Annotated in this window: 20 protein-coding genes; 15 read left to right on the top strand and 5 right to left on the bottom strand. The window is 73.1% G+C overall.

The annotated features are described in order from the left end of the window. Positions 1-19: 19 nt before the first annotated feature. On the top strand, positions 20-1,486 hold the full coding sequence (locus ACA361_RS02630; RefSeq protein WP_375010138.1) for a PLP-dependent aminotransferase family protein: 1,467 nt from the start codon (positions 20-22) through the stop codon (positions 1,484-1,486). Positions 1,487-1,515: 29 nt separating this feature from the next. Further along, entirely contained in the window at positions 1,516-1,749 is a 234-nt protein-coding gene (locus ACA361_RS02625) for a hypothetical protein (protein ID WP_375010137.1), read from the top strand. A 38-nt stretch (positions 1,750-1,787) separates the two neighbouring features. Here ACA361_RS02625 and ACA361_RS02620 read toward each other — a convergent pair whose 3' ends face one another. Together ACA361_RS02620 and ACA361_RS02615 are read right to left on the bottom strand one after the other, a co-directional pair. Then, complete coding sequence (locus ACA361_RS02620) at positions 1,788-2,573, bottom strand: ABC transporter permease (protein WP_375010136.1); 786 nt, start codon at positions 2,571-2,573, stop codon at positions 1,788-1,790. Beyond that, positions 2,570-3,526: an ABC transporter ATP-binding protein gene (locus tag ACA361_RS02615; RefSeq protein WP_375010135.1), complete on the bottom strand. Its 957-nt coding sequence runs from the start codon at positions 3,524-3,526 to the stop codon at positions 2,570-2,572. Before ACA361_RS02615 ends, ACA361_RS02620 begins: the two co-directional genes overlap by 4 nt. 72 nt (positions 3,527-3,598) lie before the next feature. On the opposite strand from ACA361_RS02615, the gene ACA361_RS02610 reads away from it, so the two are divergent. After that, positions 3,599-4,219 carry a DUF1707 domain-containing protein gene (locus tag ACA361_RS02610; protein WP_375010134.1) on the top strand — a complete coding sequence of 207 codons (621 nt, stop codon included), beginning with the start codon at positions 3,599-3,601 and terminating at the stop codon, positions 4,217-4,219. A 105-nt stretch (positions 4,220-4,324) separates the two neighbouring features. On the opposite strand, the gene glpX is transcribed toward ACA361_RS02610, so the two are convergent. Beyond that, a complete protein-coding gene (gene glpX, locus ACA361_RS02605) occupies positions 4,325-5,356 on the bottom strand; it encodes a class II fructose-bisphosphatase (RefSeq protein WP_375010133.1) in 1,032 nt (343 codons plus the stop codon). A gap of 180 nt (positions 5,357-5,536) precedes the next feature. On the opposite strand from glpX, the gene ACA361_RS02600 reads away from it, so the two are divergent. Both ACA361_RS02600 and ACA361_RS02595 read left to right on the top strand, forming a co-directional pair. Further along, positions 5,537-6,241 carry a TetR/AcrR family transcriptional regulator gene (locus tag ACA361_RS02600; RefSeq protein WP_375010132.1) on the top strand — a complete coding sequence of 235 codons (705 nt, stop codon included), beginning with the start codon at positions 5,537-5,539 and terminating at the stop codon, positions 6,239-6,241. A 20-nt stretch (positions 6,242-6,261) separates the two neighbouring features. Beyond that, the gene (locus tag ACA361_RS02595) at positions 6,262-6,987 is read left to right on the top strand and encodes a DUF4245 domain-containing protein (RefSeq protein ID WP_375010131.1); all 726 of its coding nucleotides are present in this window, start codon (positions 6,262-6,264) and stop codon (positions 6,985-6,987) included. A gap of 76 nt (positions 6,988-7,063) precedes the next feature. Here ACA361_RS02595 and ACA361_RS02590 read toward each other — a convergent pair whose 3' ends face one another. Both ACA361_RS02590 and xseA read right to left on the bottom strand, forming a co-directional pair. Continuing rightward, a complete protein-coding gene (locus tag ACA361_RS02590; protein WP_375010880.1) occupies positions 7,064-7,276 on the bottom strand; it encodes an exodeoxyribonuclease VII small subunit in 213 nt (70 codons plus the stop codon). A 45-nt stretch (positions 7,277-7,321) separates the two neighbouring features. Further along, positions 7,322-8,551 (bottom strand): exodeoxyribonuclease VII large subunit, encoded by a 1,230-nt coding sequence (gene xseA, locus ACA361_RS02585; RefSeq protein WP_375010130.1) that lies wholly within the window; start codon positions 8,549-8,551, stop codon positions 7,322-7,324. A gap of 95 nt (positions 8,552-8,646) precedes the next feature. Here xseA and ACA361_RS02580 point away from each other — a divergent pair, with 95 nt between their 5' ends. The 10 genes from ACA361_RS02580 (at position 8,647) to ACA361_RS02535 (ending at position 14,227) form a co-directional block, all read left to right on the top strand. Next, entirely contained in the window at positions 8,647-9,102 is a 456-nt protein-coding gene (locus tag ACA361_RS02580; protein WP_375010129.1) for a MarR family winged helix-turn-helix transcriptional regulator, read from the top strand. A gap of 41 nt (positions 9,103-9,143) precedes the next feature. Beyond that, positions 9,144-10,376, top strand: a complete 1,233-nt coding sequence (locus ACA361_RS02575; protein ID WP_375010128.1) for an MFS transporter — start codon at positions 9,144-9,146, stop codon at positions 10,374-10,376. 257 nt (positions 10,377-10,633) lie between these two features. After that, positions 10,634-10,990: a hypothetical protein gene (locus tag ACA361_RS02570; RefSeq protein ID WP_375010127.1), complete on the top strand. Its 357-nt coding sequence runs from the start codon at positions 10,634-10,636 to the stop codon at positions 10,988-10,990. A 107-nt stretch (positions 10,991-11,097) separates the two neighbouring features. Next, complete coding sequence (locus ACA361_RS02565; RefSeq protein ID WP_375010126.1) at positions 11,098-12,324, top strand: helix-turn-helix domain-containing protein; 1,227 nt, start codon at positions 11,098-11,100, stop codon at positions 12,322-12,324. Between the two features lie 119 nt (positions 12,325-12,443). Then, complete coding sequence (locus ACA361_RS02560) at positions 12,444-12,671, top strand: hypothetical protein (protein ID WP_375010125.1); 228 nt, start codon at positions 12,444-12,446, stop codon at positions 12,669-12,671. Then, entirely contained in the window at positions 12,668-12,916 is a 249-nt protein-coding gene (locus ACA361_RS02555; RefSeq protein ID WP_375010124.1) for a hypothetical protein, read from the top strand. Before ACA361_RS02560 ends, ACA361_RS02555 begins: the two co-directional genes overlap by 4 nt. A gap of 11 nt (positions 12,917-12,927) precedes the next feature. Next, on the top strand, positions 12,928-13,185 hold the full coding sequence (locus ACA361_RS02550) for a hypothetical protein (protein WP_375010123.1): 258 nt from the start codon (positions 12,928-12,930) through the stop codon (positions 13,183-13,185). Beyond that, positions 13,182-13,421: a hypothetical protein gene (locus ACA361_RS02545; protein WP_375010122.1), complete on the top strand. Its 240-nt coding sequence runs from the start codon at positions 13,182-13,184 to the stop codon at positions 13,419-13,421. The genes ACA361_RS02550 and ACA361_RS02545 overlap by 4 nt, the downstream gene beginning before the upstream one ends. 117 nt (positions 13,422-13,538) lie before the next feature. Beyond that, complete coding sequence (locus tag ACA361_RS02540) at positions 13,539-13,895, top strand: hypothetical protein (RefSeq protein ID WP_375010121.1); 357 nt, start codon at positions 13,539-13,541, stop codon at positions 13,893-13,895. Next, on the top strand, positions 13,892-14,227 hold the full coding sequence (locus ACA361_RS02535; RefSeq protein WP_375010120.1) for a hypothetical protein: 336 nt from the start codon (positions 13,892-13,894) through the stop codon (positions 14,225-14,227). The genes ACA361_RS02540 and ACA361_RS02535 overlap by 4 nt, the downstream gene beginning before the upstream one ends. The last annotated feature ends 70 nt before the right edge of the window (positions 14,228-14,297 follow it).

Genomic DNA, 14,297 nt, shown 5'->3' with positions numbered 1-14,297 from the left:
ATCCGGCGCTGAAGGTGATGTGACCGACCTTCATCTGCCCCTCGACCGCTCCGCCGGCCGGCTCGCCGCGCAGATCGCCGCCGGCTTCCGCGGCGCGATCCGCGCCGGCCGGCTGACCGCCGGGACCCGGCTCCCCTCCAGCCGCGACCTCGCCCGCGACCTCGAGGTCTCCCGCGGCGTCGTGGTCACCGCGTACGAGCAGCTGATCGCCGAGGGCTTCCTGACGGCCAGGCGCGGCGACGGCACCCGCGTCGCCCGGCTCGCCCGTCCCGACGCGCCGCCCGCCGCCGGCCCGGAAACGGCCCCGGCCACGGCGCCGCCCGCGGCCCGCGCGCCCGAGCCCGGCGGTCCCGGCGAGCCGCCCGGCGGGGACGCCCGGCAGGGCTTCCCGTACGACCTGTGGCCCGGCACCCCCGACCTCGGGGCGTTCCCGCGCGACCGGTGGGTGGCGGCGGTCCGCGCGTCCCTGCGCGAGCTGCCCAACGAGGAGCTGACCTACCCCGACCACAGCGGCGCCGCCGCGCTGCGCGCCGAGCTGGCCGGCTACCTCGGCCGGGTCCGCGCCGCGCACACCGGCCCCGGCGGGGTCGTGGTCATGAGCGGCGTCGCGCACGGCATGTCGACCGTCGTGCGCGCACTGATGGCCGCGGGGCACGACACCCTCGCGGTCGAGGACCCCACCAGCGTCCGGCAGCTGCCGATGCTGGAGGCCACCGGCATCCGGCTCGTCCGGGTGCCCGTCGACCGGGACGGCCTGGACGTCGGCGCGCTGGCCCGTACCGGGGCGCGCGCCGTCCTCGTCACCCCGGCGCACCAGTACCCGACCGGCGTGGTGCTGTCCCCGGAGCGCCGCGCCGAGCTGATCGCCTGGGCCCGTGCCGCCGGCGGCCTGGTGATCGAGGACGACTACGACGCCGAGTTCCGCTACGATCGCGAGCCCGTGGGCTGCCTCCAGGGCGTCGACCCCGAGCGCGTCGTCCTGCTCGGCTCCGTCAGCAAGGCGCTGGCCCCCGCGCTGCGGCTGGGCTGGGCGGTGTGCCCGCCCGACCTCGCCGAACGGCTCCGTACCCACCGGGCGCACACCGACCTGGGCGCGCCCGTGCTGGAGCAGCACGCGCTGGCCCACCTCATCCGCAGCGGCGGCTACGACCGGCATCTGCGCACGATGCGCCGCCGCTACCGCGCGCGCCGCGACGCCCTCGTCGAGGCCCTTCGCGAACATGTTCCCGGCGTCGCGATTCGCGGCGTCTCAGCGGGCATCCACCTGTACGTGGAACTCCCCAGGGGATGCGACGAGGACGAGGTGGTGGCCGCCGCCGGACGGGCCGGCGTGGCCGTCGCCGGCGCCCGGCCCATGTGGTCGCGCGAGCGCGCGGCCGCGGCCCCGCCCGCCCTCGTGCTCGGGTACGCGCGCGTAGGTGAGAATCGCCTTGCCGAAGCCGCGCGACTCCTGGGGGTAGTGATTACCCAACGTGTCCAGGGGTAGTTAGTCGTTTCCCGGCTAAGGAGGGACGCATGAGTCTGGAAGAGGCCGCGCGGCAGCTGAAGATGGCGGTCCATGACGCGCAGGTGGCGTTCGACTGTGTAGGGCTCGGCGACCTGGAACGTGCCCAGGAGCACGCGCTCACCGCCCGCACGGCGAGCGACGCCGCCATGACCGCCCTCACGCGGGCCTTGGAGGACATGACGCCGGAAGAGGCCCAGACGGAGGGCGAGAAGGCCGTCACGGCCCTGGAGGATGTGAGCTGACGCCGGCGGGGGCGCCGGGTGACCGGCGCTCCCGCCCGTCAGTCGATCAGCCGCTTGCGCATGCCGCGCACCGCGATCAGCCACATCAGGGCGGCGAACAGCAGCAGCGCGCCGAGGTGCCCCAGGTCGGCCAGCGGCTCCAGGCCGAACACGGCGTGCCGCACCAGTTCCACCGTGTGGAACAGCGGGTTGGCCAGGGCGGCGTTCTGCGCCCATCCGGGAAGCGCGTCGACCGGGAAGAACGTGCCCGCGATCAGGAACAGCGGCGTCACCACGCCGGTGATCACGTAGTCGAACGAGTTGATCGACGGCACCACCGACGAGGTCCACATCCCGAACAGGCCGAAGCCCAGCGCGGTGACGAACACGATGAACGGCACCAGCAGCATCCCGGCCGAGGGGTCGAGCCCGAAGAACAGCGCCACCAGCAGCGGCGTGCACGCGTAGACCGACGACTTGGCCGCGATCCACAGCGCCTCCCCGGTCACCAGCTCGTGGACGTCGACCGGGGCGGCCAGCATCGCGTCGTACGTGTGCTGGAAGACCCGCCTGATGTAGCCGTTGAACATCCCCGGGAACACCGAGGTGAACAGCGCCGCCACGCCCACCACGCCGGTCGCGACGAAGTCCAGGTACCGATAGTCGCCGATCACGGCCACCATCGAGCCGAAGCCGTACCCGAAGGCCAGCAGGAAGAACGTCGGCTCCACCATGGACGCGAACGACTGCGACCCCCAGTAGCGCTTGTACAGCGCCAGCTCGTGCCGCCAGATCCCGCGCACGGGCGCCATCTCGAAGCGCCGCAGCGGCGCCTGCGCCGTCATTCCACCCGCTCCCCGGTCAGGACGACGAACACGTCCTCCAGATTGGCCGCCCGGCGCACCCCGTCCGGGCCCAGCTCGGCGTCCAGCGACGGCGCGATCGTCTCGGCCTTGAGCACCGACACCGACGGCCCGGTGCGGCGCGTCGGCAGCCCCGCGGCACGCGCCAGCCGCTCCACCTCGGCCAGCCGGTCCGGCGGGCCGTGGTGCTCGACGACCAGCGCGCCCGCGTGCTCGGCGATCAGCTCGGCCGGGCCGCCGCGCGCGACGACCCGGCCGTGCGACATCAGCGCGCACTCGTCGGCGAGCCGCTCCGCCTCCTCGATGTAGTGCGTGGACATCAGCACCGTGGTGCCGCCCGCGCGGAGACCGTCGATCAGTCCCCACAGCTCGGCCCGTACCTGCGGGTCCAGGCCGACGGTGGGCTCGTCCAGCAGCACCAGCGCGGGCCGGTGCACCAGGCCCCGGGCGATCAGCAGCCGGCGGCGCATCCCGCCGGACAGGTCGTCGACCTTGGTCCGCTGCCGCGCGGTCAGGTGGGCCAGCTCCAGCGCGTCGTCGACTGCGGCCCGCCGCCGCGCCCGCGGCACCCGGTACAGGTGGGCGAACACCTCCAGGTTCTCCCGGGCGGTGAGCTCCTCGTCCAGGTTGTCCTGCTGCGGTACGACCCCCATCGCGGCCCGCGCCCGCTTGGACTCGCGGGGGACGGCGAAGCCGAGCACCTCGATCGAGCCCGCGTCGGCGATGGCCTGGGCGGTGAGCAGCTTCATCGTGGTCGACTTGCCCGCGCCGTTCGGGCCGAGCAGGCCCAGGCAGGAGCCCGCCCGCACGTCCAGGTCGAGCCCGTCGACGGCGGTGAAGTCACCGAACCGCTTGACCACCCCGCGCAGCGCGATGGCGGGCCGCCGGCCCTCGGCGTCCGCCGGGTCCGCGGTTTCGTGACGCTGAACCGTCATACCCGCCACGGTAAGCACACGCGGCGACATTTCCCCAACGGTTTTCGCCCCGCGTGCCGCTAGTCTGGGAGCGTGGACACGCCCATCCGCCCCTCCCGGCCGCAGGCCGCGCAGACCACCCGCGTCCAGGATCTGCGCGCCTCCGACGCCGACCGCGAGCGCGTGGTCAGCGTCCTGGGCGAGGCCCTGGCCGACGGCCGCCTCACCATGGAGGAGCACAGCGAGCGCACCTCCCAGGCGTACGCCGCCCGCACGCTGGGCGAGCTGACCGGGATCACCGGCGACCTCAGCCCCGAGGAGGCCCAGCCGATCCTGGTGGACGACCGCCCGGTCTCGGCGTTCTTCGGCCGGATGCGCCGCGAGGGCCGCTGGGTCGTCCCGGTCAAGCTGCCCCTGCTGGCGATGTTCGGCACCGTCGAACTGGACCTGCGCGAGGCGGTGCTGCAGCGCCGCCACATCGTCCTGGACTCCATGGTGGTCGGCGGCCGGATCCGGCTGCTGGTCCCCGAGGGCGTCCAGGTGAACGTGACGGGCCGCACCATCCTCAGCACCCGCGAGCTGCGCACCCGCCCCGCCGCCGAGGGCCCCACGATCGAGATCGGCGGCACCCTGATCCTGGGCTCGATCAAGGCCAGGGCGCCCAAGCGGACGTTCAGGGAGCGGGTCCGGGGCCGGCTGGGCCGCCCCCGCTGAGAACGGCGGCGACGCGGCAACACAGGAAGCGCAGGCAACGCGGGCAACGCAGGCAACGCAGGATGCCGCCTTCCCGAGGGAAGGCGGCATCCGGGCGCGGCGGTGTCAGTTCGCCGTGTCGAAGTTGATGGTGCTGTACGCGCGGAGCTTGTCCAGGCGGTGCTCGCCCGCGACGGTGCGGATCGTGCCGCTGCGGGAGCGCATGACGAGCGAGTGGGTGAACGCGGAGTCGCGGCCGTAGCGGACGCCGCCGACGAGCTCGCCGTCGGTGATGCCGGTGGCGGCGAAGAAGACGTCGTCGGAGGTGACGAGGTCGTCGGTGGTGAGGACGCGGCCGAGGTCGTGCCCGGCGTCGATGGCCTTCTGCCGTTCGGCGTCGTCCTGGGGCCACAGGCGGCCCTGGATGACCCCGCCCAGCGCCTTGATGGCGCAGGCGGCGATGATGCCTTCGGGGGTGCCGCCGATGCCGAGCAGCAGGTCGGTGCCGGTGCCGGCGCGGGCCGCCATGATCGCGCCGGCGACGTCGCCGTCCGTGATGAGCTTCACCCGGGCGCCGGTCTCGCGGACCTCCTTGACCATGCCCTCGTGGCGGGGGCGGTCCAGGATGACGACGGTCACGTCGTGAGGTGAGGAGCCCTTGGCCTTGGCGATGGCGCGGATGTTGTCGGAGATGGGGCGTTCGATGTCGACCACGTCGGCCGCCTCGGGCCCGGTGACGAGCTTCTCCATGTAGAAGACGGCGGAGGGGTCGTACATGGAGCCGCGCGGCGCGACCGCCAGGACGGCGATGGCGTTGTTCATGCCGAGGGAGGTGAGCCGGGTGCCGTCGATGGGGTCGACCGCGACGTCGCACTCGGCTCCGCTGCCGTCGCCGACCTCCTCGCCGTTGAACAGCATCGGGGCGTTGTCCTTCTCGCCCTCGCCGATGACGACGACGCCCTTCATGGACACCGTGTTGATCAGCTGCCGCATGGCGTTGACCGCCGCGCCGTCGGCGCCGTTCTTGTCGCCGCGGCCCACCCAGCGGGCCGCCGCCATCGCGGCCGCCTCGGTCACCCGGACGAGTTCGAGGGCCAGGTTGCGGTCGGGAGCGGCCGGCTCGGTGGCGAGCGGGGAAAGGATAGTGTCATCGGACATGCGCGGCAGCCCTTTCGGTCAGTTGGTGACACGAATTCTCCGGGGGGCGGGCACCGCGCCACAAATTGGACCAGACCAGCGCTCGGCGCCCCACCCTGGCCTCCGGGCGGGGACCCGATTTGGGCTCCGCCCGCGTAAGGGATCGTTTCCCCGGTGTAAGAGGGCGTAATCTCAGCTTCCATGAGCAGCGACATCGACCTCTCGTCCAGCGGCCTCACCGCGGACGGGAGCGCGCCGCGCGAGGGCGGCCAGGCAGGCGCGGCGGGCGATCCTCCCGCCAGTGGCGCGTCCGCGCGGACCTCCGATCGAGGGGCGGCCACGCGCAGCGCGCTGCTCGCGGCGGCCGGCGAGGTGTTCTGCGAGTCCGGCTTCGCCCAGGCCGCGGTCACCGACATCGTCGCCAAGGCGGGCGCCAGCGTCGGCAGCCTCTACCACCATTTCAACGGCAAGGCCGACCTCTACCTCACGCTGTTCGACGAGTTCCAGGGCCGCCAGCAGGAGCGCACCCGGCAGGCGATCAACGCGGCGCGGGAGGCGGGGGAGAAGGACCCGATGGCGCTGTTCGTCGCCGGCGCGGGCGCCTACCTCAACGGCTGCCTCGCCGAACGCGACGTCGCCCGGCTGTTCGTCTCCGGCGACGGCCCGCCCGGGTTCGACCGGGTGATGCGCAAGCGCCTGAACAAGTGGGCCCGCCGCAACGCCGCGCTGTTCCACACCGCGGACGGCGGGGTGGACGAGGCGCTCGTCACGGTGCTGACCGGGGCCATGGCCGGCGCGGTGTCGGAGGTCTCGGCGGGCGACGACGTGGCCGCGGCGCGCCGGCTGGCCGACGACATCATGGCGATCATCGGCACGATCCGGCGCCCCGGTTCGGAGCATCGCTGACGGTGCGGGATCCTGGAGGCGTGAGCGACAAGACCTCCGCTTCCCCGTCTTCCCCGTCCAGCGAGACCGAGCCGGCGCCGGCCGCCGCGGAGACCGGCGGCCCTGGGACCGGCGGCCCGGAGACCGCGGCCGGCCCGGACGCCGCGGGCCGGGGGACCGTACAGGTGAGCCCGGGCGTCTACAAGCGGCTGACCACCGGCCTCGGCGGGTTCTCCCTGGCGATGGTCGCCTCGCTGGCGCTGGTGGGCGTGATCTACCTCATCACGCCGCGCAGCGACGAGGAGGTCCTGCCGAAGGTCGACTACAGCACGCAGCTGTGGGCGATGCGCAGCGACGCCCCGTACACGGTGTACGCCCCGGAGGGCCTGCCCGCGACGTGGCGCCCGACCAGCTCGCGGATGCACGGGCTCGGCGGCGGCGGCCCGGTCGCCTGGCACCTGGGCTTCCTCACCCCGCGCGAGGAGTACGCGGCGCTGGAGCAGAGCAACGAGAAGCCCGCCGCCTACATCCCGCGGATGACCAACATCAAGAAGTCGATCGGCACGCAGCAGGTGAACGGCGTCGCCTGGACGAAGCACCACCGCGAGGACAAGAACGCCCGCTCGCTGGTCCGCACGCTGCCGGAGGGGCCGACGCTGGTGGTGACGGGCACCGCCTCGTTCGAGGAGCTGGCCGTCCTGGCGGGGGCGCTCAAGCCGCAGCCGAAGCAGGGCGGCGGGCCGGTCCCGGCGAAGACCGGCTCCTGACCCCGTGCCCGGCGCGCGGCACGGGCAGGACGGGCCGGAACGGCGCCAGGCCGGGCCGGCACGGGCCCGAACCGGGTCAGAACGGCGCCGGGCCGCCGTCCTCCGCATCGCCGGGACGGGCCATCGCCGCGGCCAGCCGGGCCCGGGCACCCTCCAGCCACTCCTCGCAGATCGCGGCCAGCCGCTCGCCGCGCTCCCACAGGTTCAGCGACTCCTCCAGGGTGAGTCCGCCCGTCTCCAGGCGCTTGACCACCTCGGTCAGCTCGTCGCGGGCCCGCTCGTACGACATCGGCTCGCCGGACACTTCAGGGTTGGCATCGCTCACACGGCAACCCTACGGCCCGCCGGGACCCGATTCGGTGATCTCGTCCACGGTCACGGCGAGCCGCCCGTCGGCGAGGCGGACCAGGAGGCGGTCGCCCTTGGCAGTACCGGCCGCGTCGCGGACGACGGACGCGTCCGTGCGCTGGACGATCGCGTACCCGCGCTTCAGCGTCGAGGCGGGCGACAGCGCCAGCAGCCGGGCGCGGGTGTGCGACAGCTCGTCGCCGGCCCGGTCGAGGGCGCCCGACAGGCACCGCCTGGAGCGGTCGCGCAGCGCCATGACCTGCTCGGACTGCCGTTCGACCTCGCGTACGGGGTCGGCCAGCGCGGGCCGCGACCGGACCGCCTTCAGCCAGGCCAGCTCGCGCTCGACGCCGCCCGCCAGCACCCGGCGGCCGCGGTCGCGCAGCTGCCGGACGAGCTGGAGCTGCTCCCGCACGTCCGGGACGACCTTCTTGGCCGCGTCCGTCGGCGTGGACGCGCGCACGTCGGCCACCAGGTCGAGGAGCGGGGCGTCCTGCTCGTGCCCGATCGCGCTGACCACCGGTGTCCGGGCCGCCGCGACCGCGCGGACCAGCGCCTCGTCCGAGAACGGCAGCAGGTCCTCCATCGAGCCGCCGCCGCGGGAGATGATGATCACCTCGATCTCGGGGTCGGCGTCCAGCCGGCGCAGCGCCTCCATGACCTCGCCGACCGCGTACGTGCCCTGGACGGCGGTGTTCTCCACCCGGAACGCCACGGCGGGCCAGCGGCGCCGCCCGTTCTGCAGGACGTCGTGCTCGGCGTCGGAGTCGCGGCCGCAGATCAGCCCGACCTTGCCGGGCAGGAACGGCAGCGGCCGCTTGCGCTCGGGCCGGAAGAGTCCCTCGGCGGCCAGCACCTGCTTGAGCCGCTCCAGCCGGGCCAGCAGCTCGCCGACGCCGACCGGGCGCACCTCCAGCGCGCTGAGCGAGAACGTCCCGCGGTTGATCCAGAAGTCGGGCTTGGCGTGCACCACGACCCGGGCGCCGTCGGTCACGGCGGGCCCGGCGGCCTCGAACACCGCGCGCGGGCCGACGACCCGTACCGACATGTTGGCCACCGGGTCGCGCAGCGTCAGGTAGCAGGTGCCGCCGCGGGCGTTGAGGTCGGTGATCTGCCCTTCGACCCAGATGCGGCCCAGCCGCCCGATCCAGCCGCTCACCGCCTGCAGCACGGTGCGCACCGGAACGGGGGACTCCGCCGTGGTCTCCATCGCCATGGAACGCCAGCCTACGCAGGGTTCGGCGGGTGACGGGGCACACGTTGAAAGGTTAGCTCAGCTAAGTTAGAGTGGCTAAGTAATCGAGAGAGGCGATGGTGACGGCTCCCGAGACCAGCGGCGACCCCGGCAGGGAACTCGCCGAGCAGCTCAACCACCGGCTGCGGAACGTCGTTCTGCTGCTCCGCCAGGCCGCCGCCGACCAGCCCGTCACCAGCCAGCAGGCGTCGGTGCTCGGCTCCCTGGAAGGCGGCCCGCTGCGGATGACCGCGCTCGCGGCCGAGCACGGCGTCCGGCTGCCGACCATGACCGCGCAGGTCAACCGGCTGGAACGGGACGGCCTGGTCGTCCGGGGCCGCGACGGGCTGGACGCCCGCGTGGTCACCGTCGAGATGACCCCCGCCGGCCGGGCCCGGCTGCTGGCCGCCCGGGAGCGGCGCGTCGCCTTTCTCGCCGGACGGCTCGCGGAACTCGGCGAGGAGCAGCGCGCGGCGATCGCCGCGGCCCTGCCCGCGCTGGACATGATCTTCGAGCCGCCGGGCCGCTCCTGACGTTCCGCGCGGGACTCAGGACTTCCGGGAGGAGGATCTCGATGCACGCGCGCCCACCCGATCATGTGGATCGTTCCAAGGGTGGCATCCTGCGGCAGCCGCTCTCCGTCTGGGCCACGGCCTTCGCCGCCGTCGTCGCCTTCATGGGCATCGGGCTCGTCGACCCGATCCTGCCCGCGATCGCCGGCGGGCTGGACGCCTCGCCGAGCCAGGTCTCGCTGCTGTTCACCAGCTACTTCCTGATCACCGCGGTGGCGATGCTGGTCACCGGCTGGGTCTCCAGCCGCATCGGCGGCAAGCGCACGCTGCTCATCGGGCTCGCGCTGGTCGTGGTGTTCGCCGCGCTCGCCGGCACGTCCGGCACCGTCGGCGAGCTGATCGGCTTCCGCGCCGGCTGGGGCCTCGGCAACGCCCTCTTCGTCGCCACCGCGCTCGCCGTCATCGTCGGCGCGGCCAGCGGCGGCGCCGAATCCGCGATCATCCTGTACGAGGCCGCGCTCGGCCTCGGCATCTCGCTCGGCCCGCTCGCCGGCGCCCTCCTGGGCGACATGAACTGGCGGTTCCCGTTCTTCGGCACCGCCGCCCTGATGGCGGTCGGCTTCCTGCTCATCGCCACCCTGCTGCGGCCGACGCCCACGCCGGCCGTGCGGACGCGGCTGAGCGACCCCGTGCGTGCCCTGTCCCACGGCGGCCTGTCGACCACCGCGTTCACGGCGCTGTTCTACAACTACGCCTTCTTCACGGTGCTCGCGTTCACCCCGTTCGTCCTGGACATGGGCGCGCACGGCATCGGCGCGGTCTTCTTCGGCTGGGGCGTGCTGGTCGCGCTGTCCTCGGTCTTCGCCGCCCCCTACCTCCAGCGCCGGTACGGGACCGTCCGCGTCATGCACGCCGCCCTGGCGCTGCTGGCCGTCCTGCAGATCGGCGTGGTGCTGTCCGGGCACACCGGGATCATCGTGTTCGCGATCCTGACCGGGATCCCGATCGGGCTGAACAACACCGCGTTCACCGAGGCGGCCATGGAGGTCTCCGACCACCCGCGCCCGGTCGCGTCGGCGGGCTACAACTTCGTCCGCTGGATGGGCGGCGCGCTCGCCCCGTACATCGCGAGCCGGCTCGCCGAGGACGTCGACGCCGACGTGCCGTACCTGGTGGGCGCCGCCTGCTGCGTCGTGGCCATCGGCGTGCTGGCCGTCCGGCGGGGGCACCTGCGGGCGCTGGACCGCGTGGACATCGACCACACCTTCCAGGACGCGCCGCAAGCCGTCCGCTAAGGGGCGCGAACGAGAACGGCCCCCGGATCGGATCCGGGGGCCGTTATCCGTACGCGGAGGCCGTCAGCCGATGCCGTTCAGCTTGGCGATCCGGTTCTCGTACTTCCGCATTGTCGGGAAACGTGACCTGCGGCAATGCGGCCATTTGTGCTCTGACCTGCGAAAACGCTGTCACTGGGCGTCACTGCGTATCACCGGGTATCACTGACGCGTGTGCCCTCGATGTGCCCCCGGTGATACACAGTGATGTTGCGCCCGTGGGCACCCGCGAGGAGCGCGCCACCCGCGCCCGCGCGCTCCTGCGCGCCCAGCGCCTCGAGCGCCGCGCCGCCATGGACGAGGCCGGCGGCGACCCCGCCCTTTACCCCGCGATCGCCCAGGCGCGCATCGACGCGCGCCGCGCCGCCGGCCGCAGCCTCCTGGACGACCTCCCCGCCCTCGAGGCGTACCGGCGCCCCGGCCCGCGGCTGGCTGCCCGCCAGCGCGGCGGGCACTACTTCGCCAGCGGGGTGATCGCCGTCCTGATCGTCTTCGCCGGGCTCATCGTCATCAGCGACCAGTGGCCGCTGGCACCCCGCGTGGTGCACCTGCACGTGCATTCCACGCTCCGCTGACGCGAAGGCCCCGCCGCTGCGAAGACCTGCAACGGCGGGGCCCTGACGTGATGAGGCCCTGCGCCGTAGCCTGAGAGTGTCCAGTCACCCAGGAAGGAACAGGGCCTATGGAAGACGCTAGCATTTCCGACCGCATCCGGAGCCTGCGCACCCGGCGCGGAATGACCCAGGAAGAGCTGGCCGAGAGGTCAGGTCTGAGCCCGCAGGTCGTCCGCAAGCTGGAGCAGGGCGGGTCCGTCCGCATGGAGACCTGCCACCAGCTCGCCCGCGCGCTCGGAGTGAAGACGGTCTGGTTCGTTCACCCGCAGTCGCCTGAGCCGCGCGAGGACGGCAGGGACGACGTCGTGCTCTCCGAGATGCGCTCGGCGATCAATCCCCCGCTCGGCCTCAGCGGCAAGCCCCTGTACGGGACCGCCGATGGCGACGACCCGGACCTGTCCCGGCTCGAGCGGACCATCTCCGCGGTGGCGACCAAGTACCACGCCGACGCCTACGACGATCTCGCGGTGATGATGCCGGGGCTGATCAAGAGCGCGCATCACCACGTCGACGCCTACGACAGCGGCGACGCGCGCCGTACGGCGCTGCGGCTGCGCGCCGACATCACCGGGCTCACCGGCCGCTACCTCATCCAGATCCGCGCGCACGACCTCGCGCTCATCGCGCTGCACGCCTCCCTGCGCGACGCCCTGGAGATCGGGGACGTCCCGCTCGCGTCCGCCGCGGTGTCCAGTCAGGCATGGGCCATGCTCCGCCAGGGGCGCCTCACCGAGGTCGAGCGGCTGTGCGCGGACACCGCCGACGAGGTCGAGCCGCGGATGTCCAAGGCCACCCCCGACCAGCTGTCCGGCTGGGGCTACCTCCTGCTGCGCGCCGCGAGCGCGGCCGCCCGCAACAACCGTCCCGAGGAGGCCCGCGAGTACGTGTCGGTCGCGATGACCGCCGGCGCCCGGCTCCGTCACCAGCGCCAGGACCTCGCCGGTCACGTGGCGTTCGGGCCGCTCACCCCCGCGCTCATGGGGCCGGAGATCGAGCTGCTGGACGACCGCCCCGACCGGGCGCTGGAACTGGCGCGCGAGGTCCCTCGCGACGTCGGCGCCGGCAACACCTCCGGGTGGGACCGGCACCGTCTCGACGTGTCTCGGGCGCTGGTCAAGACGGGCCAGGCGGAGAAGGCGACGGAGCTGATGAACACGATCCGGCGGGAGCATCCGGCGTGGCTGCGGTACCAGCAGTACGGGCGGGACATCACCCGGGAGATCCTGGAGTCGCGGCCGCGGATGCCCTCCGAGGACATGATCAACTTGGCCGACTTCATGGACGTGGAACCCTGACTACCACGGAGCGTGGTACTTCTCGGCGGGGCGCGGTGAAACTACCGCGCCCCGTATCTGTTACTGGCGTGTGACGCTGCGTACCGTCACCGGCATCCCATCAGGTCATGGAGCCGGAGATGGACACGACAGTGGACAAACCACCCCGCCCGTCAGCTTCAGAACAGCTGATCGCGGACTACGGGCACGCCTGGGAGATCTGGCGCGAGCTGCTCCCTGAAGGCCGGCACGGCGACTGGATGGCGCGCGCGATCACGCCCGGCGCAGACGGGCAGCACCAGCAGCTGCGAGCCTCCACCATCCCCGCACTCCGTGACCTCCTCGAGGAGGTGACGAAGCAACCATGACCACTCCCTGCCGCGGCAGAGCGGAAACACCCACTACCGCTGACGACCTCGCAGCCCTCAAGGCCCTGCGCGCCGACTTCCCCCGCTGGCGCTTCTCCTACTTCCCCGACCGCCACCGCCCCTGGATCGCCCAGCGAACCCTCATCCTCGAGGAAGAGGGCGTCACGATGCTCGACGCAGCCAGCCCCGACCGCCTCCGCGTCCTCATCCCGGCCGCCCTCAAGCTCGACCAGCCGCAGCCATGAATCCCGCCGACGTGCGTGTCATCGCCCTCCTGGCCGGCGCGCCTGTGCAGGTCTACGACTGGACCCTGGAGCACAGCGCCGGCGTCAGCAGCGACGCGGGCAAGGCCGCTGAGGGGCTCCTGGACGCGCTCGGGTCCGCGCCTCACGGCTCCGAGGGCAGCGTGCGCAGGGTCACCCCGGACGGCGCCGGCGCCTACGTCGTAATGGAGGAGCTGGCGCGGGCGCGCCGCACGGAAGATGGCGACATCGTCTGGTGGCCGCGGTCATGAGCGACCTCCCCGAACTCCCCGATCACATGAAGCTCAGCACGCTGGGCGACGGCATCTATTTCGTGCTCGACCTCCGCGAGGACGAGCGAATCCTGTCGACGTTCTACGCCCGGCCGCAGCAGCGCGGCTGGTGGCGAGGACGCGACCGCAGCGGCAAGGTCCGCGAGGTCTACGTCGAGACCGGCACCGAGCACCCCGAAGTCGTCGTGGCCCGGCGGATGCTGCTGCTCACCTGACCTCCCGCGTCCCTGTGGACGACGCAACCACAGGGGCGCGGGGCCCAACGCCGCGCGGCGCCATGTCCTGCCTCCCCGGTGGGTAGGCGCCGCGCGGTCCCCCTTCAGGAGGCGATCATGCGAGATACCCCCCACGTGCTCGACCAGGTCCGTCCCGAGCTGGAGCAGCGCCGGGATGTGTTCGGGCCGGTGGACCGGCTGCACGCCGAGGTGCGCCGCCAGCTTCCCACCGTCCGGGCCCGGCCCATCGAGTACAGCCCGATGCACGAGCTGTGGCCTGTCCGGGAGCTGCCGCAGCGGTGGCTCGAGGTCCGGTACGGGCCGACCGGCCCGTTCGGCGTCGCCCCGGACGGCGACGCCTACCTCTGGCGCGACGGTCCCGAGGCAGGCCGGAGCCTCGGCCGGCTCGACGACCTTCCCACCGTCCTCGACTCCATCGCCCGCCTCCTCGGCACCCCGGGGACCGCGTCATGACCCCGCGGCACCGCACCAGGCCCATGCTCCGCGAGCCCTCGCACCCGATCGCCAGCCTGCGGTGGGAGCTGGAGCAGCAGTATCCCCAGCTGAGGATCATCGTCGAGTACGACGTCCCCGACCACCCCGGGGAGCGCCTGTGGATCAGCCGCCGCGGCGCGCTCCAGCGCCTTCGCCGGCGCCGCTGCGTGATCTGGAGCGACGACGGCGCCGGCTCCTACTGGTGGTGGCGCCGCGGCCGCGCACGTGCGGTGATCGGCGACGTCGACCAGGCCATGGCCGCAGTCCCCAAGTCGCTGGGGCTGCCGCCCGGGGCGTCGCGCCGCTACTGAGCCCGGCACACAACGAAGCGGCCCATCCCCCCCCCCGGATGGGCCGCATCGCGAACGCGCCGGGAACAGG

Source organism: Actinomadura sp. 21ATH (assembly GCF_041951345.1).
Classification (GTDB): domain Bacteria; phylum Actinomycetota; class Actinomycetes; order Streptosporangiales; family Streptosporangiaceae; genus Spirillospora.
This window is presented reverse-complemented; position numbering and strand designations above follow the sequence as displayed.

Bases quoted from the DNA above. Each gene is read 5' to 3' on its own strand.
- ACA361_RS02625 (WP_375010137.1), top strand. From the start codon at position 1,516: ATGAGTCTGGAAGAGGCCGCGCGGCAGCTGAAGATGGCGGTCCATGAC.
- ACA361_RS02620 (WP_375010136.1), bottom strand. From the start codon at position 2,573: ATGACGGCGCAGGCGCCGCTGCGGCGCTTCGAGATGGCGCCCGTGCGC.
- ACA361_RS02615 (WP_375010135.1), bottom strand. From the start codon at position 3,526: ATGACGGTTCAGCGTCACGAAACCGCGGACCCGGCGGACGCCGAGGGC.
- glpX (WP_375010133.1), bottom strand. From the start codon at position 5,356: ATGTCCGATGACACTATCCTTTCCCCGCTCGCCACCGAGCCGGCCGCT.
- ACA361_RS02600 (WP_375010132.1), top strand. From the start codon at position 5,537: ATGAGCAGCGACATCGACCTCTCGTCCAGCGGCCTCACCGCGGACGGG.
- ACA361_RS02590 (WP_375010880.1), bottom strand. From the start codon at position 7,276: ATGTCGTACGAGCGGGCCCGCGACGAGCTGACCGAGGTGGTCAAGCGC.
- xseA (WP_375010130.1), bottom strand. From the start codon at position 8,551: ATGGCGATGGAGACCACGGCGGAGTCCCCCGTTCCGGTGCGCACCGTG.
- ACA361_RS02580 (WP_375010129.1), top strand. From the start codon at position 8,647: ATGGTGACGGCTCCCGAGACCAGCGGCGACCCCGGCAGGGAACTCGCC.
- ACA361_RS02575 (WP_375010128.1), top strand. From the start codon at position 9,144: ATGCACGCGCGCCCACCCGATCATGTGGATCGTTCCAAGGGTGGCATC.
- ACA361_RS02565 (WP_375010126.1), top strand. From the start codon at position 11,098: ATGGAAGACGCTAGCATTTCCGACCGCATCCGGAGCCTGCGCACCCGG.
- ACA361_RS02560 (WP_375010125.1), top strand. From the start codon at position 12,444: ATGGACACGACAGTGGACAAACCACCCCGCCCGTCAGCTTCAGAACAG.
- ACA361_RS02555 (WP_375010124.1), top strand. From the start codon at position 12,668: ATGACCACTCCCTGCCGCGGCAGAGCGGAAACACCCACTACCGCTGAC.
- ACA361_RS02545 (WP_375010122.1), top strand. From the start codon at position 13,182: ATGAGCGACCTCCCCGAACTCCCCGATCACATGAAGCTCAGCACGCTG.
- ACA361_RS02540 (WP_375010121.1), top strand. From the start codon at position 13,539: ATGCGAGATACCCCCCACGTGCTCGACCAGGTCCGTCCCGAGCTGGAG.
- ACA361_RS02535 (WP_375010120.1), top strand. From the start codon at position 13,892: ATGACCCCGCGGCACCGCACCAGGCCCATGCTCCGCGAGCCCTCGCAC.